General features: G+C 75.6%; 19 protein-coding genes and 1 tRNA gene. 4 read left to right on the plus strand and 16 right to left on the minus strand.

The annotated features are described in order from the left end of the window. Positions 1–51: 51 nt before the first annotated feature. The 7 genes from ACFPBZ_RS08165 to eno form a co-directional block, all read right to left on the minus strand. A complete protein-coding gene (locus tag ACFPBZ_RS08165) occupies positions 52–921 on the minus strand; it encodes a PIG-L deacetylase family protein (protein ID WP_378035519.1) in 870 nt (289 codons plus the stop codon). 257 nt (positions 922–1178) lie between these two features. Then, a tRNA-Leu gene (locus ACFPBZ_RS08170) sits at positions 1179–1252 on the minus strand. A 14-nt stretch (positions 1253–1266) separates the two neighbouring features. Beyond that, on the minus strand, positions 1267–1983 hold the full coding sequence (locus tag ACFPBZ_RS08175; RefSeq protein WP_378035520.1) for a uracil-DNA glycosylase: 717 nt from the start codon (positions 1981–1983) through the stop codon (positions 1267–1269). Continuing rightward, positions 1980–2990: a Ppx/GppA phosphatase family protein gene (locus ACFPBZ_RS08180; RefSeq protein ID WP_378035521.1), complete on the minus strand. Its 1011-nt coding sequence runs from the start codon at positions 2988–2990 to the stop codon at positions 1980–1982. The genes ACFPBZ_RS08175 and ACFPBZ_RS08180 overlap by 4 nt, the downstream gene beginning before the upstream one ends. A 359-nt stretch (positions 2991–3349) precedes the next feature. Then, on the minus strand, positions 3350–3859 hold the full coding sequence (locus ACFPBZ_RS08185; RefSeq protein ID WP_378035522.1) for a DUF501 domain-containing protein: 510 nt from the start codon (positions 3857–3859) through the stop codon (positions 3350–3352). Next, complete coding sequence (locus ACFPBZ_RS08190) at positions 3856–4509, minus strand: FtsB family cell division protein (RefSeq protein ID WP_378035523.1); 654 nt, start codon at positions 4507–4509, stop codon at positions 3856–3858. The genes ACFPBZ_RS08185 and ACFPBZ_RS08190 overlap by 4 nt, the downstream gene beginning before the upstream one ends. Positions 4510–4517: 8 nt before the next feature. Continuing rightward, entirely contained in the window at positions 4518–5804 is a 1287-nt protein-coding gene (eno, locus tag ACFPBZ_RS08195; protein ID WP_378035524.1) for a phosphopyruvate hydratase, read from the minus strand. Positions 5805–5963: 159 nt separating this feature from the next. Between eno and ACFPBZ_RS08200 the strand changes: the two genes are divergently transcribed. After that, positions 5964–6374 carry a tetratricopeptide repeat protein gene (locus ACFPBZ_RS08200; protein WP_378035525.1) on the plus strand — a complete coding sequence of 137 codons (411 nt, stop codon included), beginning with the start codon at positions 5964–5966 and terminating at the stop codon, positions 6372–6374. Between the two features lie 7 nt (positions 6375–6381). Here the strand turns inward: ACFPBZ_RS08200 and ACFPBZ_RS08205 are convergent, their stop codons facing one another. The 7 genes from ACFPBZ_RS08205 to ACFPBZ_RS08235 all read right to left on the minus strand — a co-directional run bounded on the left by ACFPBZ_RS08205 (position 6382) and on the right by ACFPBZ_RS08235 (position 14192). Continuing rightward, positions 6382–7806 carry a lytic transglycosylase domain-containing protein gene (locus ACFPBZ_RS08205; RefSeq protein WP_378035526.1) on the minus strand — a complete coding sequence of 475 codons (1425 nt, stop codon included), beginning with the start codon at positions 7804–7806 and terminating at the stop codon, positions 6382–6384. Between the two features lie 50 nt (positions 7807–7856). Further along, a complete protein-coding gene (efeB, locus tag ACFPBZ_RS08210; RefSeq protein ID WP_378035527.1) occupies positions 7857–9110 on the minus strand; it encodes an iron uptake transporter deferrochelatase/peroxidase subunit in 1254 nt (417 codons plus the stop codon). Beyond that, a complete protein-coding gene (gene efeO / locus ACFPBZ_RS08215; RefSeq protein ID WP_378035528.1) occupies positions 9107–10249 on the minus strand; it encodes an iron uptake system protein EfeO in 1143 nt (380 codons plus the stop codon). The genes efeB and efeO overlap by 4 nt, the downstream gene beginning before the upstream one ends. Before the next feature lie 33 nt (positions 10250–10282). Further along, on the minus strand, positions 10283–11131 hold the full coding sequence (gene efeU / locus ACFPBZ_RS08220) for an iron uptake transporter permease EfeU (protein WP_378035529.1): 849 nt from the start codon (positions 11129–11131) through the stop codon (positions 10283–10285). 75 nt (positions 11132–11206) lie between these two features. Continuing rightward, positions 11207–12124: a nucleoside triphosphate pyrophosphohydrolase gene (locus ACFPBZ_RS08225; protein WP_378035530.1), complete on the minus strand. Its 918-nt coding sequence runs from the start codon at positions 12122–12124 to the stop codon at positions 11207–11209. Continuing rightward, positions 12121–13209, minus strand: a complete 1089-nt coding sequence (locus tag ACFPBZ_RS08230) for a hypothetical protein (RefSeq protein ID WP_378035531.1) — start codon at positions 13207–13209, stop codon at positions 12121–12123. The genes ACFPBZ_RS08225 and ACFPBZ_RS08230 overlap by 4 nt, the downstream gene beginning before the upstream one ends. Positions 13210–13235: 26 nt before the next feature. Beyond that, positions 13236–14192, minus strand: coding sequence for an asparaginase (locus ACFPBZ_RS08235; RefSeq protein ID WP_378035532.1), 957 nt, complete (start codon positions 14190–14192; stop codon positions 13236–13238). A 49-nt stretch (positions 14193–14241) separates the two neighbouring features. On the opposite strand from ACFPBZ_RS08235, the gene ACFPBZ_RS08240 reads away from it, so the two are divergent. Continuing rightward, positions 14242–14469, plus strand: coding sequence for a hypothetical protein (locus ACFPBZ_RS08240; RefSeq protein ID WP_378035533.1), 228 nt, complete (start codon positions 14242–14244; stop codon positions 14467–14469). Here the strand turns inward: ACFPBZ_RS08240 and mfd are convergent. Continuing rightward, complete coding sequence (gene mfd / locus ACFPBZ_RS08245; RefSeq protein ID WP_378035534.1) at positions 14466–18140, minus strand: transcription-repair coupling factor; 3675 nt, start codon at positions 18138–18140, stop codon at positions 14466–14468. The two genes, ACFPBZ_RS08240 and mfd, sit on opposite strands and share 4 nt — an antisense overlap. Before the next feature lie 112 nt (positions 18141–18252). Here mfd and ACFPBZ_RS08250 point away from each other — a divergent pair, with 112 nt between their 5' ends. Next, complete coding sequence (locus ACFPBZ_RS08250) at positions 18253–19815, plus strand: MFS transporter (RefSeq protein WP_378035535.1); 1563 nt, start codon at positions 18253–18255, stop codon at positions 19813–19815. Continuing rightward, on the plus strand, positions 19812–20324 hold the full coding sequence (locus ACFPBZ_RS08255) for a DUF2771 family protein (protein WP_378035536.1): 513 nt from the start codon (positions 19812–19814) through the stop codon (positions 20322–20324). Before ACFPBZ_RS08250 ends, ACFPBZ_RS08255 begins: the two co-directional genes overlap by 4 nt. A gap of 24 nt (positions 20325–20348) precedes the next feature. On the opposite strand, the gene ACFPBZ_RS08260 is transcribed toward ACFPBZ_RS08255, so the two are convergent. Further along, positions 20349–20735 (minus strand): cold-shock protein, encoded by a 387-nt coding sequence (locus ACFPBZ_RS08260; RefSeq protein WP_378035583.1) that lies wholly within the window; start codon positions 20733–20735, stop codon positions 20349–20351. Positions 20736–20815 lie beyond the last annotated feature (80 nt).

Genomic DNA, 20815 nt, shown 5'->3' on the forward strand with positions numbered 1-20815 from the left:
AGTCAATCCCCGCCCCTCCGGCCCGACATCCCTCGGATCGTGGGGCGCCCCTCAGACGAGGAAGACCTCGCGCGGACCGGGCGCCCAGCCCTCCGGGAGGTCGTCGTCGTGGCCCTCCGGCGTCGTGCGGCCGAGCGCGGCGGCGAAGGCCGCGCTCGCGGCGTGCTTGCGCGCGATCACGGTGTCGGTGAGCAGGACCTGGCGGGCGCGCCGCCAGGGCACCTCCGACGAGTCGGGGCCCGCCCAGGTCCACGCCCGGTCGAGCCAGCGCACCAGGCGGACGCGGTAGGCGGCCGTGACCACCTCGGCGGCCCGGCCGGCGGCCTCGTGGTCGTCGTCGCCGTCGCCCGACCAGGGCGCGAGGACGCAGAGGCCCTCGGGGTCGTCGGCGAACCCGACGATCTCGCTGATGGCCGCGACGACGTCCGCCTCGGCCTGCGCGACCCCGCCGTCGGGCAGCCCGAGCCGGTGTCGCCGCACGACCGAGAGCCCGAGCGCCCGGTAGGCCGCCTCGGCCGCGGCTTCGTCGGGATCGTCGGACGGGGCGTCGTCGCCGGCGTCGCCCGCCGCGTCGTCGGGCTCGGGGAGGTCGTCGAGGGCGCCGGCCATGAGGTCGGCGAGGGTGAACCCGCGCCCGGCCGGGTCGTCCCCGTCGTACGACGGGACGGGGCAGGAGCGGGTCGGCCGCTCGGTGAGGCTCAGGACGTCGACCTCGGCGTGCCGCGACCCGAGGCGGCGCAGCAGGCCGCCCGCCGCGCGGATCTCGTCGCGCGGATGGGGTGCCACCACGACGATCCGGCGGCACGACCGCAGGGTGAGGGGACGCAGGGACTCGAGCTCCTGCCACGGCGGACGGACCGCCGCGGATCCGGCCGCGTCCGGCCGGTGCTCGGCACCGACCGCGCCGTCGAAGTCAGCCACCTCGCTCACCTCCCCGTCGAGATTCTGGACCACGGACCTCGCCCGTTCGGAGCAGCAACGAGGCGACAACGCCGAACGGTTCGGGTCACGACGCGAACGGTCACGGACTGCCACCTGCATCGTTTCCGTCCGCACCAGCGTCGCGCACCCGGATGAGGGCGGCCCGACCGCGACCCCACGGCGGAGCGACGATCCGGCGTCCGGGCGACGACGGCCCGCCCCACACGGGGCGGCCGGCAGGTGAACGACGGACGACGTGCCCCCGGTGGGACTCGAACCCACACTGCGGCGATTTTAAGTCGCCTGCCTCTGCCGATTGGGCTACAGGGGCTGCCCGGGGCGACGCTACCGGGGCTCCTCGCGCGCGGGGAGCCCCGCCGCCCGCGCGGCCGCGGCCAGGACCTCCTCGAGCATCGCGGGGGTCAGCCGGCCGGTGAAGGTGTTCTGCTGGCTGACGTGGTAGCAGCCGAACAGCTGCAGCGGCGCCCGCCGGGCGCGCGGCGCGAGCGCCACGTGGGCCCCGTGCCCGAAGGCCGGCCGGGGCCGCGGGACCACCCAGGAGTCGTCGAGGACCGGGAGCAGCGCCTGCCACCCGAACCCGCCGAGCACGACGACCGCCCGGGCCGCCCCGAGCAGCCCGAGCTCGCGCTCGAGGAAGGGCCGGCAGGTGTCCCGCTCGGCCGGGGTCGGCTTGTTCTCCGGCGGCGCGCACCGCACCGGCGAGACGATGCGGGTGCCGAGGAGCTCCAGCCCATCACCGGCGTGGGTGGCGGTGGGCTGCGAGGCCAGCCCCACGGCGTGCAGGGCGGCGTAGAGGACGTCCCCGCTGCGGTCGCCGGTGAACATCCGGCCGGTCCGGTTGGCGCCGTGCGCGGCGGGCGCGAGCCCGACGATCACCAGCGACGCGTCCGCGGGGCCGAACCCGGGCACGGGCCGGCCCCAGTAGGTCTGGTCGCGGAACGCGGCCCGCTTCTCGCGCGCCACCTGCTCGCGCCAGGCCACCAGGCGGGGGCAGGCGCGGCAGGCGGTGATCTCGGCGTCGAGTTCCCCGAGAGCGGTCACGCCTCCGGGTCCGGCTCCTCGTCCGGGGCGGGCTCCGGGTCGGCCTGCGGCGGGCGGGCGGCCTCCCGGGCGATGCCGTCGAGGATGTCGTGCTCGCTGATCACCAGCTCCGTCACCCCGGCCCGTTCGGCGAGCTCGTCGGCGAGCACCCGGATCACCAGGGAGCCGGCGCCGATGACGTCGACCCGCCCGGGGTGCATCGGGCCGAGGTCGGCGCGCTCCGCGCGGGGCATGGACTCCAGCCGCCGGCAGGTCTCGCGGACCTCGTCGAGCCCGAGGCGCGCGAGGTGGATGCGGTCGGCGTCGTAGGAGCGCAGGCCCATCGCCACGGCGGCGATCGTCGTGGCGGTCCCGGCGACGGCCACCCACGTCTGCGCCTGCTCGACGTCGACGGCGTCGAAGGCCGCGGCGAGCGTGGCGCGGGTGAAGTCCTCCGCCTCGCGGATCTGGTCGGGGCCCGGGGGGTCGTCGTGCAGGATCTTCTCGGTGAGCCGCACGCAGCCCACGTTCGACGAGTAGGCCGCCGCGACGTCGGCGTGCACCGCGTCCCAGGTGCCCGTGACGAGCTCGGTCGAGCCGCCGCCGACGTCGGCGACCACGAACGGGCCCTCGTCGGGGTCGAGGTCGGCGACGGCCCCGGCGAAGGACAGCCGGGCCTCGGCGTCGCCGGTGATCACCTCGGCGTCGATCCCCAGGATGTCGCGGACCATCCCGAAGAACTCCTCGCGGTTCTCCGCGTCCCGCGTCGCGGAGGTGGCGCAGAGCCGGACCGTGCTCGTCGACGTGCGGCGCAGCATCTCGCCGTAGGCGTAGAGGGCCTCCCGGGTGCGCGCGAGCGACTCGGGCGCGAGGCGCCCGGTGGCGTCGACACCCTGGCCGAGCCGGTTGACGCGCATCTCGCGGTGCACGTCGCGCAGCCACTGCGATCCGTCCTCGCGGACGGTGACGTCGGCGACGAGGAGCCGGATCGAGTTCGTCCCGCAGTCGATGGCCGCGACGCGCGGCATGGGCGCTCCTGGGGTGGTGGGGAAGCTTCGCCCACGCACGCTACTAGTCGGCCGGGGACGGGCTACCGAGCGGCGGACGGCGGGTGCCGCCGCCCGGTAGCCGGTCCTCGCGTCCGTGGAATCCGGCGGAGGACCCCACGGTCGCCGGTGGGCCGTCCGCACCACCGGGGAACCGAGGTCGTCGGGAATCCTCCCGGCGACGGGTCAATGGTGACCTGCGCGTTGCCCGCAGGGCAATCCGGAACCGGTACCGACACCAACCCGTGGTGCGGGATCACCCCACCCGGGAGCCCTCGCCACGCTGGGTGTCCGTCAGGGTGTCCGAGAAGTTCGTCCCCCCACGCACGGAACGGGGATCTTCAGGGCGTCACGCACGGTCCGGCGTGCCACCACTCGGGCAGCTGTGCCAGGGCCTCGTCGCCCACGGGGTTGATCCCGGGCCCGTGGGCGAGGGTGTGGGCGACGTGCACGTGCAGACACTTCACCCGGTCGGGCATCCCCCCGGCGCTCACGTCGGTCCCGAGCGGGTCGATCGCGTCGCGCTCGGCCAGGTAGGCGCGGTGGGCCTCGGCGTACCGCGCGGCGAACTCCGGGTCGGTCGCGAGCCGGTCGGTCTGCTCGCGCATCAGCCCGTCGGCCTCGAGCGTGCCGATGCGCGACGTCAGGCGCGGGCAGGTCGCGTAGTAGAGCGTGGGGAACGGCGTGCCGTCCTCGAGGCGCGGGGCGGTCTGCACCGTCGAGGGCAGCCCGCACGGGCAGCGGTGCGCGACGGCCCGCAGCCCGCGCGGGTTCCGCCCGATCTGGGCGGCCACCGCCTCGCGGTCGCCCTCGCGCAGCGGTTCCGGGGGGTGGGGCGTCTCCGTCGTCACGGCGCCGTGCCCAGGGTGCCGCGGGCCACGCGGGTGTACCAGGGCAGCTCGGCCGCCGACGGCGCGAGGTCGGGGTCGACCTCGGGGACGGCCGTGGCGTCGCCGGGCAGCTCGACCCGGTAGGGCGTCTCGCCGGGCCGGGCGTACCCGAGGCGGGCGCGGGCGAGCGCCTCGACGTGGGCGGGGTCGTCCATCGCGGCCCGCTCGGTCCGCAGCTGGGCCGCCTCGGAATCGAGCCGCTGCTGCTGCGTGGCGACCGCGGCGAGCTCGTGGCGCTGGGAGACGTAGTTGCGCAGGGGCACGGCCACGGTCAGGGCCAGCGCACAGACGACGACGGCGAGCAGCGCCGCCCGCCGGGCCGTCGAGAGCCCGAGGGCGCCGCGGGTGGCCTGGACCGCCCGGGCCGCCGCCTGGGCCGCGGCCGGGGTGGTGCCGGCGCGCCGGCCCGAGAGCGGGTGGCGGCGCAGGACGACCCGCTGCGGGTCGCGCCGCGGGCCCTGCCGGGCGCGGACCCGGCTGCGCCCCGTCGTCCTCGAGCCGGACGCGCTCGCCCCGGCCTTCTGGGCCCCGGCCTTGGCGCCCGCGACCTTCGACCCGGCGGCCGGGGGGCCGGCCGCCGGGTCGCCGGGCTCCGAGCTGGTTCTGGGCACCGCCCGGCTCAGCTCTCCGGGTCGAAGCGCGGGAACGCGAGGTCGCCGGCGTAGCGCGCGGCGTCCCCGAGGGCCTCCTCGATGCGCAGGAGCTGGTTGTACTTCGCCACGCGCTCGGACCGGGCCGGCGCGCCCGTCTTGATCTGGCCGCAGTTCGTCGCGACGGCGAGGTCGGCGATCGTCGTGTCCTCGGTCTCGCCGGAGCGGTGGCTCATCATCGAGCGGTAGCCGTACTGGCCGGCGAGGCTCATCGCGTCGAGGGTCTCCGAGAGCGTGCCGATCTGGTTGACCTTCACCAGCAGCGCGTTCGCGGCCCGGCGCTCGATGCCCTCCTCGAGGCGCTCGATGTTCGTGACGAAGAGGTCGTCGCCGACGATCTGCACGCGGTCGCCCACGTCGGCGGTCATCCGCGTCCAGCCCTCCCAGTCGTTCTCCCCGAGCGGGTCCTCGATGGAGACCAGCGGGTAGGCGTCGAGCAGCTCCGAGTAGTAGGAGCTCATCTGCGCGGACGACCGCTTCTGCCCCTCGAAGGTGTAGGTGCCGTCGGAGAAGAACTCGCTCGCGGCCACGTCGAGGGCGAGGACCACGTCGCGCCCGAGGGTGAGCCCGGCCTGCCCGACCGCGGTCGAGATGAGGTCGAGCGCCTCCCGGTTGTTCGGCAGCGCCGGCGCGAACCCGCCCTCGTCGCCGAGGCCCGTGGAGAGGCCCTTCTGCTTGAGCACCGACTTCAGCGCCTGGTACACCTCGGCGCCCCAGCGCAGGGCCTCGCGGAAGGTGTCGGCGCCGATCGGCGCGATCATGAACTCCTGGATGTCGACCCCGGAGTCGGCGTGCGCGCCGCCGTTGAGGATGTTCATCATCGGCACCGGCAGCACGTGCGCGTTCGGCCCGCCGATGTAGCGGAACAGGTCGAGCTCGGCCGACTCGGCCGCCGCGCGCGCCACGGCGAGGCTCACGCCCAGCAGCGCGTTGGCGCCGAGGCGGGACTTGTCGGGGGTGCCGTCGAGGTCGATCAGCTTCTGGTCGACCACCCGCTGCTCGGTGGCGTCCATCCCGACGATGCCGGGGCCGATCTCGTCGAGCACGCCGCCGACCGCGCGCTCCACGCCCTTGCCGAGGTACCGGCCCTTGTCGCCGTCCCGGAGCTCCACGGCCTCGTGCTCACCGGTGCTCGCCCCGCTGGGGACGGCGGCGCGCGTGAGGGTGCCGTCGTCGAGCGCCACCTCCACCTCGACCGTCGGGGTGCCTCGTGAATCGAGGATCTCCCGAGCGCCGACCTGCTCGATGACCGCCACGGGCTCCGCCTCCTGGGTTGTGCACGTTGGACGGGCGCCGATGCTAACCGCATCGCCAGCGTGATCGGGCCGCGCCACGCAGCGTCACGGTCCCGGGTGGGGACTGCCACCCGAGTGGCTGGTCTCGCGTCGCGGGCGACTCCGTCCTACCGTGCGGGAATGTCGTCGCCGCGATCAGCCTCCGAGCACCGGCCCGACGATTCCGGGGTCGGCGCCTTCCGGCGCGCCGAGCAGCTGCTCGAGAAACGCCGGCCGCTCGACGCGCTCAAGGCCCTCGGCCCGCTGGTGGAGACCGAGAGCGAGGCCGCCTCGGTGCAGCTCCTGGCGGCCCGCGCGTACCTCGCGTCGGCCCAGCTGCGGCGGGCCGAGGCGGGATTCCTGCGGGTCCTCGAGCTCGACCCGGCCGACCACTACGCGCGCTTCGCGCTCGGGCGGTGCCTGCAGCGGCAGTCGCGGCTCTCCGAGGCGCGGACCCAGCTGCGGATGGCCGCCGCCATGGACCCGCGCCCGGAGTACCAGGAGGCCCTCGGCGAGGTGCTCGCCGCCATCGCCCTGCGCCCCGGCGCCTGAGCCCGGGCTAGGGCGTCGTGCTGTTGGCGTAGGCCTGGGCGGCGGCGTAGACGCGGCGGCCGTAGTCGTCCGAGTAGTTGTAGGAGAGCACCGCGCTGCGCCAGCCCTCGCCCGTCGCGAGGTCGCGGCCGCCCGCGCAGAGGTAGCGGCCGGCGGCGAGGGCCACGTCGAAGACGTTGTTGGGGTCGGCGCGCCCGTCGCCGTTGCCGTCCGAGCGCCACCTCGCCCAGGTCGACGGGATGAACTGGAGCGGGCCGACGGCGCGGTCGAGGGTCGGGTCGCCGTCGAGGGCGCCGCCGTCGGTGTCGGTGATCGTCCGGTTGCCGCTCGTGCCGTCGAGGGGCACGCCGATGATGCGCGGGGTCACGTCGCCGCTGGGCAGCACCTGCGCGCCGCGGTAGCGGCCGTGGTTCGACTCGATGCGGGCCAACCCCGCGATCGTCACCCAGCTCAGGTGACAGCCCGGGTCGACCTGGCGCATCGAGAGGTCCGCCATGCCGTAGGCCTGCAGCGCGACCGCCGGGATGTTCGTCTTCGGGGCCAACCCGCTCGCCCAGGCGGAGATGGTCGGCGCGCGGCCGGGCTGAGGGGCGGTCGCCGTGCCCGGCAGGAGCGCCGAGGGCGGGGCGATCGCGTTCGGCTGGCCCACGGTGTTCAGGTCGACCTGCGCGGGCGCCACCTCGAGGGCGGGGATCTCCTCGGGGCCCGCGTCGGTGCGCCCGAACTGGCTGCGCTGCTGGAGCACCACCACCGTCCCGACGACCGCGGCGACCAGCACGAGCACCAGTGCCAGCCGACCGAGGGCCGCGGTGTGCTTCTTCGGCGGCTCCTTCACGGCCGTCGACGGGGGCGGGCCGCCGACGGGCGGGCCGGCGACGGGCGGGCCGGCGGTCCCGGGCGCCGCGGCGGGGCGGGGCCTCGGGGTGGGGCGCGGGCGGGGCGTCGGGCTCGGGGACGCGACGGTCGGGGGCGCGGGCGCCGGGGACACCGGCGCCGGGGACATCGGCGCTGGGGACACCGGCGGCGCGACGGTCACCGCGGTGGTGTCGGCGGCCTCGTCCGGGCCGTGATCGACCTCGGTGTGCCGGACCGTCCGGTCCCCGCCCGCTTCCGCCCCACCGATGTCGATCGTGCTGGTCGACGCGGTGGCCGGGGCCGGCGCCTCCGCGCGGGAACCGGCGGCCTCGTCGTCGGGAAGGACGGGCGGAGCCGCCGGGGCCGACGGGACCCGCAGACCGCGCGAGCGCCGGCGCGGCCGGGCGGGCGCGGCGGCAGGGGCCTCGTCGGGAACCTCCTCGCGCCCGGGGGCGGGGAAGCGCTCGGTGCTCGTGTCGTCGGGCTCGGGACGGCGGAGCGGGCTCGTCACGTCGTCGGGCTCGCCGTCCTCGCCGGACGGGCCCGCTCCGATGTGGGAGTCGACGCTCGTGCTCATCGGGAAGCAGGTTACGGGCCGGTCACTCCGGCCCCCGCCCGGCCCGCCCCTCAGCCCTCGAGCAGCGACTGACCCCAGTAGGCGCCGTCGGCGAGTCCGGGCGGGCAGGCGAAGACCGCGGAGCCCGTGTGCTCGATGTACTCCATCAGGCGGTCGCGCCGGGCGAGCGCGCTCTGCATGGGGACGAACTGCCGCTGCGGGTCGCGCATGAAGGCGACGAAGAACAGCCCTGCGTTGAGGTGGCCGGCGCCGTCGCTGCCGTCGACGAAGTTGTAGCCGCGGCGCAGGATCTTCACCCCGCCCAGGTTGGACGCGGACGCGAGGCGGATGTGCGCGTCCTCGGCGATCGCCGGCGTCCCGTCCGGGCCCGGGGCGGCGAGGTCGACGGGCGTGAACTCGTCGGTCGCCCCGATCGGCGCGCCGCTGCCCTTGAGCCGGCCGGTGAGCGACTCCTGCTCCGTCAGCGACGTCCGGTCCCAGGTCTCGACGTGCATCCGGATCCGCCGGGCCACCAGGTAGGTGCCGCCGGCGAGCCACGCCGGACCCTCGCTCGCCGGCACCCAGACGTGCTCGTCGAGACCCGCGGCGTCCTCGGCCTTGAGGTTGTTGGTGCCGTCCTTGAAGCCGAAGAGGTTGCGGTGGGTCTGCTGCGTGGTGGAGGTCGACGACGTCCGCCCGAAGCCGAGCTGCGACCAGCGCACCGCGGTGGTCCCGAAGCCCATCCGGACGAGGTTGCGCACGGCGTGCACGGCGACCTGCGGGTCGTCGGCGCAGGCCTGGATGCAGAGGTCGCCGCCGGACAGGGCCGGGTCGATCTGGTCGCGCTGGAAGGGCGGCAGGTCGGCCAGGCCCGGCGGGCGGGGGATGCCGAGCTTGTCGAGCAGCGTGCCCCCGATCCCGAAGGTGAGGGTCAGCGACGCGGCGGGGAGCCCGAGCGCCTCGCCCGTGTCGGTGGGCGGGGCCGCCGGGTTGCGGTTGACCGCGCCGCCGGGAGCGGCCTCGGCGCCCGCCGTCATCCGCTCCGCGGCGGTCGTCCACCGCTTGAGCAGGGCGACCACCGCGGCCCGGACGATCGGCCCGGTCGCGGTGACGTCGAGCGCCACGAAGTGCAGCCGGTCCTGGGCCGGCGTCACGATCCCGGCCTGCCGCACCCCGCGGAAGGGCACGACGGCCTCGGCGGGGCCGGGCGCCTCGGACTCCGAGGACGCCGCGAGGTACCCGCCCGCCGCCCCGGCGCCGATCAGGGCCGTGCCGGCGCCGGCTGCACCGAGCAGCCGGCGCCGGGTGAAACCGCGGAAACTCATGCCGCGATGATCCCCGCGACCTGGCTGACGGGCTCGCTGACGGCGTCGACGGACTCGGTCATCTTCCGCGTGTCGTCGGGGGTGAGCTGCGTGTAGAGCTTGAACCCGTCGCCCTGGCGGTAGGTCTCGAGGAGCCGGTCGAGCTCGGCGAAGCGCGCGTCGAGGGTCTGGCCGAGCACCGGGTCGCGCTCGTCGATCACGGGGCGCAGGGCCGAGATGGCGGCCTGCGACCCGTCGACGTTGGCGCGGAAGTCCCACAGGTCGGTGTGCGAGTAGCGGTCCTCCTCGCCCGTGATCTTGCCGGTGGCGACCTCGTCGAGGAGCTCCTTGGCGCCGTTCGCGAGCTGCAGCGGCGTCAGCTGCACACCCGCCGTGCGGGCCTGCAGGTCGCGGACGTCGGCCATGAGGCGGTCGGCCATGGCGGCCGAGTCGGGCTGCAGCCCCGTGACCCAGAGGTCCTTCTCGAGGCGGTGGTAGCCGGTGAACTCGACGCCCGGGTCGCGCTCGTCGTCCTCGCGGCCGTCGATCTTCGGGTCGATGTCGCCGAAGGACTCGGCGACGGGCTCGACGCGCTCCCAGTAGGTGCGGCTCACCGGGAAGAGGGCCTGGGCGGCCGGGACGTCGCCGCGCTTGACGGCCTCGGAGAACTCCCCGGTCTTCGCGACGAGGGCCTCGATCTGCGAGTTGGTGTAGCGCTGGTAGCCGGTGACGGCGGCGGCCAGGGCGGCGTCGCCCTCGACCGCGGCGGCGGCGTTGCCGGTGACCGTGAACGGCGCGCGGAGGCCGTCGCCGACCATGCCGGGCTTGCACGCGGTCGTGTAGGTGCCGCCCTGCGGGATCTCGACCGACAGCGGGCGGGTGAGGCCCGGGCCGATGTTCTCGACCTCGCCGATGATCCGGTCGCCGGCGCCGTAGACGTAGAACTCGGTGACCTTGCTGCCCGCGTTGCGGATGCTGAAGGACACGGTGCCGGCGGGGGCCGAGGTGGCCGACAGGTCGCAGGCGGTGTCGGACGCGGTGACGGTGACCGGCCCGGGCGCGCCGGGGGCCGACGCCGTCGGGGCGGTGCTCGTGCAGCCGGCGAGGAAGCCGGCGGCGATGGTCGCGGCGAGCGCGGCGAGAACGGGACGGGCGGACACAGGTCTCCTGTCGAAGCGGGTTCGGGGGGCTGACTAGGCGGTGCTGGAGGCCGGGGCCGCGGCGTCGCGGGGCGGGGCCTCGGTGCGACGCGCGGGCTTGAGGAACAGGGTGAGGACGACGGCCACGTAGGCCACCCAGACGACCGCCTCGAACACGGTGGTCTGCGGGGAGAAGTTGAAGACGCCCTTGAGCAGCGTCCCGTACCAGGAGTCGGCGGGGATGGCGCCGCTGACGTCGAAGGCCAGCGTGTAGAGGCCGGGCAGGATCCGCGCCTCCTGCAGGTCGTGCACCCCGTAGGCGAGGATGCCGGCCGCGACGAAGATCAGCAGGACGCCGGTGACGGTGAAGAAGCGGCCCATGTTCAGGCTGAGCGCGCCCCGGTAGATCAGGTAGGCGATGAGGACCGCGAGGGCGATCCCGAGCAGGAAGCCGATGAGCGGCCCCGTCGTGGAGCCCGCCGCCTGGACCGCGGCGAAGAAGAAGATCGCCGTCTCGAGGCCCTCGCGGCCGACGGCCAAGGCGGCCATCACGACGACCGCCACCGGGCCCATCGAGACCGCGCGCTCCAGGCCGCCGCGCAGCTGCGCGGAGATCGACCGGCCGGCCTTGCGCATCCAGAAGATCATCCAGGTGACGAACCCGACGGCGACGATCGAGAGCCCGCCGCCGAAGGCCTCCTGGGCCTCGAACGTGAGCGCCTGCTCGGTGAGCGTCAGCACGAGGACGACGCCGACGCTGACCGCCACGGCGAGCGCGACGCCGGCCCACACGCGGGGCAGCTCGCGGCGTCGGTCGGTCTGGACGAGGAAGGCCACGAGGATGCTCACGACCAGGGAGGCCTCGAGGCCCTCCCGCAGCCCGATGAGCGCGTTACCCAGCATGTCCCGTCCTCATTCCTCGAAGGTGAGGTGAGGCTAGCCTTCGCCTCCCGCCGGTGGAAGCGTCGGGCCCCGGGATCACGCCCCGGAGTCGCTCCGTCGCGCTGCGTCGCGCCAGAACTGCTCGCCCCGGGACGAATCGCCCGAAACGGACGCCCCGGCCGTCTCGAGGGCCCGCAGGCGGGCGGCGAGGAGGGTGGCCGCGGAGCGCAGCTCCCCCTCCGGGTCGGCGCCCTTCGGCGCCGCCACCACCGCCGCGGGCAGGGCCGGCAGGTCGGCCGCCAGGTCTCCCAGCACGTCGTCGGGGACCCCCGCGCGCCGCGCGCGGCTGACGTACTTCGCGAGCAGCGCCGCCCCGGGCTGCGCGAGCGCGACCCCGTCGAGGATCGAGGCCCGCTGCTTCTCCGCGGCCTTGAGCTCCTCCCACCGCCGGTCCTGGTCCGAGGCGGTCGCGACGGCCTCGCCGCCCGCGAAGACGTGGGGGTGGCGCCCGACGAGCTTCGCGACCAGCTCCCCCGCGACGTCGTCCACGTCGAAGCCCTCGGACTCGGCCGCGACCCGCGCGTGGAAGAGCACCTGCAGCAGGACGTCGCCGAGCTCCTCCCGCGTGGCGTCGACGTCGCCGTCGGCGAGGGCGTCGTAGAGCTCGTAGGTCTCCTCGACGAGGAAGCGCAGCAGACTCTCGTGGGTCTGCTCGGCGTCCCACGGGCAGCCGCCCGGGGAGCGGAGCCGGTCCATCACCGCGACCGCCGCGAGCAGCTCCGTGCCCGACGGGGCCTGCAGGTCGCGGCCGGGGACGAGCACGACCGCACCGGGGGGCGGCTCGTCGGGACCCGCGGGCCGGGCGCCGAGCTCGTCGGCGAACCGGCGGGCCACCGGGTCGGGCAGCGCCGGGTCGAGCAGCACCACCGGCGCCGCCGCCACGACCCGCACCGCGCCCGCGGGCAGGACCGCCCCGAGCCGGGGGTCGACGACCACCGGGATCGGAGCGCTCACGGGGCGGGGGCCGGGGCGGGCCCGGGAGCGGGGGCCGGGGCGGGGGTCGCGGCCGGGGCGAAGGTCACCGTGGGCGCCAGCGGCGTCACGGTCCCGGCCGTCGCCGGCGGGGCGACCACGCTGACCTGGGTCGGGTCCCAGGTGCCGTAGCGGGGGTTGACCTGCACGGCCAGCTCGGTGGCGAGCGGCTGGACGGCGCGCAGCCCGAACTGGGTCAGCGTGCGGGCGTCGACGAGCGCGGCCGGCACGGTGTTCCCGCCGGGCGGCGGCGCGGTCAGCGAGCGGTCGCGCACGCGGACGACGGTCCAGGGCTCGGTGCTCGGGTCGGGCTTCGGGGCGCCGGGGGTGGCCTCGGGCTGCGGCGCGGAGATGCTCACGGTGCGCCCCGGGAGGCCGAACAGCAGCGACGAGGCCGTCCGCACCTGCTCACCGGGCTGCACCGCGCCCGGCCGCAGGGTGGTGGCGAGGAGCCGCGCGTCCTCCGGCAGCGCCGCGAGCGGCCCGACCCCGGGGTCGGCGGCGAGCTGCGCGGCCGCGCGCTGGGCGGCCGCCTTGTCGGGGTACGTCCCGACGTCCACGGTGGCCTGGAGCCGGTCGAATTGCCGGCGGCCGATCTCGGCGACCACGAGCTGGTCGGCGAAGCGCTCGCGCAGGGTCGCGAGGTCGTACCCCGAGCCCGCGGCGGCCTGCTCCCCGCCGGCGGCCTGCAGGCGCTGCTCGATCTGCGCGGGGTCGGCGACGACGCCCTCGCGGCGCCCGGCCTCGACGATCACGGCGTGCAGGATCGCGGCGGTCAGCAGCTCGCGGCTCTGGTCGGCGAGGGTGCTCGCGTCGATGCCCGTGCTCGGCCGACCCTGCTCCTGCGCCTGCTGCGCGAGGGCCTCGCCGATCTGCGGCGCCGCGGTGCGCAGGCGCTGGTCGATCAGCTCCGACGGGATCACCTGGTTCCCGACGACCGCCGCCACCCCGGGCCCGACCTGCGGCCCGGTCGCCGTGGAGCAGGCGGTGAGGAGGGTGAGCCCCGCGAGCAGGGCGGGAACGATCCGGCGCAGCACGCGCGACACCTTCTCACGTGCGTACGTCACACCCCCGGCCGCACCACCGCCGTCACCTACCCGGTGGCCCCGACCCGGCCCAGCCACTCCCGCGCGGCGCCCACCGGGTCGTCGGGGTGGCCCGCGATCGCCACGGCCAGCAGCAGGCGCGCCTGCCACGGGGAGAGGTCCCCGGCGAACAGGGCCCCCGCCCGGGCGAGGTCGGCTCCCCCGCCCGCGTAGAGCCCCTCGACCGCGCCCTCCCCCGTCCGGCTCGCCACCGCCACCGGCACGCCGCGCCCGATCAGCGCCTCGGCCGCGGCGACCACGGGCGGAGTCGCGTTGCCCGCGCCGAACGCCGCGATGACGATCCCCTCGGCGCCCGCCGCGGCCGCCGCGTCGATCGCGTGGGCGTCGGCCCCGACGTACTGGGCGACGACGTCGACCCGCGGGAGCCGCTCCGGCGGGTCGGCGAGACCGGTGGGCGGCGCGGTCGCGTGCTCCCGGACGCCGCCGCCGTCGATGCTCGCGAGCGGGCCCCGTCCCGGGGCGGCGAAGGCGGTGAGGGCCGAGGTGTGCACCTTGCGGACGCCGATCGCGGGCAGGACCCGCCCGTCGAAGACGACCGTCACCCCGGGCCGCCCCAGCGTCGCCCACGCCAGGGCCGCGGCGAGGTTCGTCGGGCCGTCGGGCGCCGGGTCGTCGAACGGGCGCTGCGCCCCGGTGAGCACCACCGGGGTGGCGCCGTCGTGGGTCAGCGCGAGCAGCGCGGCGGTCTCCTCCAGCGTGTCCGTGCCGTGGGTGAGGACGACCCCGTCGTGGATGCGGCAGTGCTCGCGCACGGTGCGGGCGAGGGTCGCGAGGTCGTCGGGGGTGGCGGCGAAGCTCAACCGGCCGGCGGCGTCGACCCCGGTGACGCCGGCCGGGTCGCCGACGGAGGCGAGCAGGTCGGCGGCGTCCGCCCCGACGGCCCGGCCCCGGTCGGTGGCGCGGGTGGCGATGGTCCCGCCGGTGGCGAGCAGGGCGATGGTCACGTTCGGCGACCCTAGGGCGTGCGCGGCGGCGCGACGGGTAGCCGTCCAGGTGACGACCGACAAGGACCAGACCCCGTTCGAGAAGCCGGGAAGCGCCCCGACCAAGCCCTCCGGGGGCCGCAGCCGACTCGCCGTCGGCGTGATCGCCGGTCTCTTCTTCGTCGTGCTGGTGATCCTCGGCGTGGTCCTCTACATGTCCGCGTCCGCCACCGGGGGCGGCGGGAACGGTCAGACCACCGGGACGGTGCTCCTCCTGCTGTTCCCGCTCCTCGGCTAGACCCGGGCCGGGACCCGCTCGGGCGCCGGACGCTCCCCGAAGAGCGCGACGAACAGCTGCTCGCACCAGGCCAGCAGCTCCAGGTCGCGCATCGGGGCCGCGCCCATGCGCACCGGGCCCTTCTGCCCGCCGCCCCCGGACTGACCCTCCGTCGGCCTCGGCAGCGACAACGTCCGCGACGCCGTCTTGAGCTGGGCGCGCGGGTGCAGCCGCTTGAGCCGCATCTGCTGGGAGTCGAACAGCTCGACCGGTGCGAACCGGATCAGGTTGCCCTGCCCCGACACCTCGGTGATGCCGTAGCGACGGCACGCCTGGCGGAAGGCGGCGACCGCGAGCAGGTTGTCGACCGGCGTCGGCGGCTCGCCGAAGCGGTCGACGAGCTCCTCACGCACGGCGTCGAGCGCCGCGCCGTCGGCCGCCTCGGCGATCTTGCGGTAGGCGTCGAGGCGCAGCCGCTCGGTGTCGACGTAGTCGTGCGGGACGTGCGCGTCGATCGGGAGGTCGACCCGCACCTCGGCGAGCGGCTCGTCGGCCTCCGAGCCCGCGCCGGTGTGGGACTTGAACGCCTCCACGGCCTCCCCCACCAGCCGGACGTAGAGGTCGAACCCGACGCCCGCGATGTGGCCCGACTGCTCGGCGCCCAGGATGTTGCCCGCGCCCCGGATCTCGAGGTCCTTCATCGCGACCGCGGTCCCCGCCCCGAGCTCCGAGTGCTGCGCGATCGTCGCGAGGCGCTCGTGGCTGGTCTCCGACAGCGGCTTGTCGGTGGGGTAGAGGAAGTAGGCGTAGCCGCGCTCCCGGCCGCGGCCCACCCGGCCGCGCAGCTGGTGGAGCTGCGAGAGGCCGAGGGCGTCGGCCCGTTCGACGATCAGCGTGTTGGCGTTGGAGATGTCCAGGCCGTTCTCGACGATCGTCGTGCAGACCAGGACGTCGTGCTCGCGCTCCCAGAACTCGTTGACGGTGCGCTCCAGGCGCTCCTCGGGCATCTGCCCGTGGGCGGTGGCGATGCGGGCCTCGGGGACGAGCCGGCGCAGCTTCGCGGCCGAGTCGTCGATCGAGTTGACGCGGTTGTGGATGTAGAAGACCTGCCCGTCGCGCAGCAGCTCGCGCCGGATCGCCGCGGCGACCTGCTTCTCGTCATAGGCCCCGACGTAGGTCAGCGTCGGGTGCCGCTCCTCGGGCGGGGTGAGGATCGTCGACATCTCGCGGATGCCGGCGAGGCTCATCTCCAGGGTGCGCGGGATGGGCGTCGCCGACATCGACAGCATGTCGACGTGGGCCCGCAGCCCGGTGATGTGCTCCTTGTGCTCGACGCCGAAGCGCTGCTCCTCGTCGATGATCACCAGCCCGAGGTCCTTCCAGGTGACCCCGGTCTGCAGCAGCCGGTGGGTGCCGACGACCACGTCGACGCTCCCGTCGGCGAGCCCGCGGATCGTCGCGTCGGCCTCCTTGGCCGGCGTGAACCGGGACAGGCCCTTCACGGTCACCGGGAAGTTGCGCATCCGCTCGGTGAACGTCTGCAGGTGCTGCTGGGCCAGCAGCGTCGTCGGGACGAGGACCGCGACCTGCTTGCCGTCCTGCACGGCCTTGAACGCCGCGCGCACGCCGATCTCGGTCTTGCCGTAGCCGACGTCGCCGGAGATGACCCGGTCCATCGGGACGGCCTTCTCCATGTCGGCCTTCACCTCGTCGATCGCCGAGGCCTGGTCGGGCGTCTCGGTGAACGGGAAGGCGTCCTCCATCTCGCGCTGCCAGGGGCTGTCGGGCGCGAACGCGTGCCCGGGCGCGGCCTGGCGGGCGGCGTAGAGCTGCACGAGGCTCGCGGCGATGTCCTTGACGGCCTTGCGGGCCTTCGACTTCGTCTTCGACCAGTCGGAGCCGCCGAGCTTGTTCAGCGTCGGCAGCTCGCCGCCGACGTAGCGGCTGATCTGGTCGAGCTGGTCGGTGGGCACGAACAGCCGGTCGCTCGCCTGGCCGCGCTTCGAGCTCGAGTACTCCAGCACGAGGTACTCGCGCGTGGTCGCGGCCTTGCCGGTGCCGGTGGTCCGCTGGGTCATCTCGACGAACTTGCCGATGCCGTGCTGGGCGTGGACCACGTGGTCGCCCGGGTGCAGCGTCAGCGGGTCGACGGCGTTGCGCCGCTTGACCGCTGCGCGCTTCGTGGGGGTGTCGCCGTGGGTGGCGCGGGCGCCGGTGAGGTCGGCCTCGGTGACGACGACGAGGCGGGACTGCTCGGCGACGAAGCCGTCGCCGAGGCGCCCGCGGGTCACGACGATGCTGCCGGGCCGCGGCTCCGCGGTCCCCGCCACGACGGGGACCTCCTCGCCGACGAACTCGCGCAGCTGCTCGACGGCGCGCTCGGCGGTGCCCGCGGCCGGCACGACGACGAGCGCCGCGCCGCCGGTGGCCGCGTGGGCGCGCAGGTCGACGGCCGCCTTCTCCCAGTCGCCCCGGTAGGAGTCGACGCCCGCGATCCCGGTGCGCACCACGCGCACGCCGTCGCGGGTGTGGGAGTCGTCCTCGATGTCGGGATCGGTGGCGAGGCTGGAGAGGGTCCACCACGGGTGGCCGGCGGCACGGGTGCCCGCCCGGACCTCCGCGAGGTCGCGGTAGGCGGAGGCCCCGAGGTCGATCGGGGCGCGGCCGTCGGTCGAGTCGGCCGCCACGAGCCAGCTCGCCTCGAGGAACTCCTGGCCGGTGCGCACCAGGTCGGAGGCGCGGCGCTCGACGCGCTCGGGGTGGCAGAGGACGACGTGCCCGTCGGCGGGCAGGAGCTCCGGGAGCAGCTGCAGCTCGCCCGGCAGCAGGGCGGGGATCAGCGACTCCATGCCCTCGGCCGGGATGCCCGCGGCCACCTTGCCGAGCAGCTCGCCGAGCGCCTGGTCGGTGCCGTGCACGGCCTGCAGCGCCGCAGCCCGCTCCCGCACCGCGGCGGTGAGCAGCAGCTCGCGGCACGGCGGGGCGACGACCTCGGTGGGGCGCGCGGCGGTGTCGGGCAGCGAACGCTGGTCGGCCACGGAGAAGCAGCGCATCTCCGAGACCTCGTCGCCCCAGAACTCGATGCGCACCGGGGAGTCGGCGGTGGGCGGGAACAGGTCGACGATGCCGCCGCGCACGGCGAACTCGCCGCGCTTCTCGACCATCTCGACCCGTGCGTAGGCGAGGTCGACCAGCCGCTCGGCGAGGTCGCCCAGCTCGATCTCGACGCCCTCGCGCAGCACCACGGGCTCGAGGTCGCCCAGCCCGGGGACCAGCGGCTGGATGAGGCTGCGGGTGGCGGCCGTGACGACCCGCAACGGCGCCCCGGCCTCGGCCCCGGGGTGGGTGAGGCGGCGCATGATCGCGACGCGGCGCCCGACGGTGTCGGCCCGCGGGGACAGCCGCTCGTGCGGCAGCGTCTCCCAGCTCGGCAGGTAGGCGACCGACTCCTCGCCGATCAGCTCGCCGACCGAGGTCGCGAGGTCGTCGGCCTCCCGCTCGGTGGCGCAGACGACCAGGACGGTGCGCCCGGCCCCCGCGTCGGTGTCGGCCAGCGCCGCCGCCAGCAGCGGGCGCAGCGCGGTGGGCCCCTCCACGGCGGCGTCGCGTCCCGCGGCGTCGACGACCTGGCGCAGCCCGGGGTCGGCGAGGAGCGCGGTGGTCAGACCGGACAGAAGAGCGGGGGAGGACACCCGAGAGCCACATCCTGGGAAAGGCGGGGAGGAATCACTTGCCAGTCTACGAGAACACCCCGACGGTCTCCGGGCTTCCCCGGGCCGGGGGCCCGTGGGCGACGATGGGCCGGTGGCCCGCTCCGATCCCGCCCCGGACGACGCCCGCCCCGGCTGGTCGGCGGGGCGGCGGCGCGGCCGTGGTGGCGGCGATCGTGACACCGGGCGTCAGCATGGCCGCAGTGCGGACACCTCCTGGCAGCGAGGTGCCACCGCGGACACCGAGGGTCGGCAAGGTGCCACCGCGGACACCGACGACGACGCCGACACGACCACCCGGCGGCTGACCGGCCAGGACGACGACGACCCCGGCCCCCGCAAGATCACCGTCACCCGCGTCGCGGCGTGGCGCGCCCGCACCCTCACCCGGGCCGGGGTCCGCGCCTTCCACCGGGCCGCGTCCGCCGACGGCGCCGACCGCTCCGGGCTGACCGCGCTGACCTACGCCTGGATGGCCAACTACGCCTCGGACGCCACCCTCGCCGTCGCCCTGGCCAACACGCTGTTCTTCTCCGCGGCGAGCGCGGAGTCCAAGGACAAGGTCGCGCTCTACCTGCTCATCACCGTCGCACCCTTCGCCCTCGTCGCCCCGGTCATCGGCCCGCTGCTCGACCGGATCCAGCGCGGCCGCCGCCTCGCCCTCGCGCTCTCCACCGCAGGTCAGGGCGTGCTCGCGGTGGTCCTCGCCCTGTACATGGACACCTGGGCGCTCTACCCGGCGGCGCTCGGGATCATGGTGCTCTCGAAGTCGTTCGGGGTGCTGAAGGCAGCCGTGACCCCCCGGGTGCTCCCGCCGGGGATCACGCTGGTCACGACGAACTCCCGCCTCACCGTCTTCGGGCTCGTCGCCTCCGGGGTGTTCGGCGCGCTGGCGGCCGGCGTCTCCTACCTGTTCGGCTCGCCGGGCGCCGCGTGGCTCACCGCGGCGATCTGCGGGGTCGGGGTGTGGCTGTGCCTGCGGATCCCGCGCTGGGTGGAGGTCACCGAGGGCGAGACGGAGACCGTGCTCGTGCGGCGGCCGGGGACCCGCCGGGCCCGCCGGCCCCGCGTCCCGATGAGCTCGCAGGTGGTCACGGCGCTGTGGGCCAACGGCACCATCCGCAGCCTCACGGGGTTCCTCACGCTCTTCGCCGCCTTCGTCGTCAAGGCCGCCACGGAGGGCACGCCCGGACGCCAGCTGCTGCTCCTCGGCGTCGTCGGGGCGGCGGCCGGGGCGGGCGGCTTCCTCGGCAACGCGCTCGGGGCCCGCCGCACCTTCGAGCGCCCCGACGTGCTGCTGATCACGGCGCTCGTCGCCACGCTGGCCGCGACGGTGACCGCGGCCGTCGTCGTCGGGCTCGCGACCGCGGCCGTCGTCGGGCTGGTGGGGGCGACCTCGTCGGCCCTGCTCAAGGTCTGCCTGGACGCCGTGGTGCAGCGCGACATGCCGGAGTCCGCCCGGGCGTCGGCCTTCGGGCGGTCGGAGACGATCCTGCAGCTGTCGTGGGTGTTCGGCGGCGCGCTCGGGGTCCTGCTGCCGCCCACGTGGTGGATCGGGTTCACCGTGATCAGCGCGGTGCTGGCGGTCGGTACCGTGCAGACCGTGCTCACCTCGCGCGGCCGCTCCCTCGTCCCCCGCCGGCGGTCCGCCGCGTGATCACGAGGCTCCGGGCGGTCCCGCGGTGGGTGTGGCTCGCCGTGGTGGCGATCGTCGTGGTGGTCGCGGTGACGGTGACCGTCCTCGTCGTCACCTCGGGCCCCGACTCCCCCGGGGACGTCACCTTCGCGGTGGCCGGGGCCTCGATCGAGGCCGAGCCCACCGTCTACTGCGACCTCCAGGTCACCGACTGCACCACCGAGCCCTCCGCGGTGGCCGGGCTGCCGCTGCCGGCGGGGGCCACGGTCGACGTGACCGTGCCCGACGCCGTCCTCGCCACCCCGTGGCAGGTGGCCTTCGCCTACCTCGACGAGAACGGCGCCCAGCAGAGCGGGCGGAGCCAGGTGTTCGCCCCCGGCGCCCGGGCGACCTTCCGGCTGACCCTTCCCGACGACCGCTGGCGCCTGCAGCGCGTCGAGGTCCAGCAGTTCGGGGCCGCGCAGGTCGCCACGGCGCAGGGCTCCCTGTTCTCCACCCGCTCGACCTGGGTGCTCACCGCCCTGGCGTGAGCCACCCGTCCGGGCCGGCGTGAGCTACCCCTCGAGCTCGCGGGCCACGGCGCGGACCACCTCGGCGAGGTTCTTGGTGCTCCGCCGGTCGGGGTAGCGGCCGCGCCGCAGGTCGGGCTGCACCTTCACCTCGAGGAGCTTGATCATGTCCTCGATGAGCCCGTGGAGCTCGTCGGGCGAGCGGCGCTTGGCCTCGGCGACCGAGGGCAGCGGGTCGACGAGACGGACCTGCAGGGCCTGCGGCCCGCGGCGGCCCTCGGCGATCCCGAACTCGACGCGCTGGCCCGCCCGCAGGGCCTCCACCTCGCGCGGCAGCGACCCCTTGGGGACGTAGACGTCGGCCCCCTCCTCCTGGGAGAGGAAGCCGAACCCCTTCTCGGCGTCGTACCACTTGACCTTGCCGGTCGGCACCGTGCTCACCCGTTCTCTCGTCGACGAGAAACGCGCCCCGGCGATCGCCGGGGCGCGTGGGTCCATCGTATCCCTCGCCC

Origin of the sequence: Actinomycetospora atypica, assembly GCF_042653685.1 — a bacterium.
Lineage (GTDB): Bacteria > Actinomycetota > Actinomycetes > Mycobacteriales > Pseudonocardiaceae > Actinomycetospora > Actinomycetospora atypica.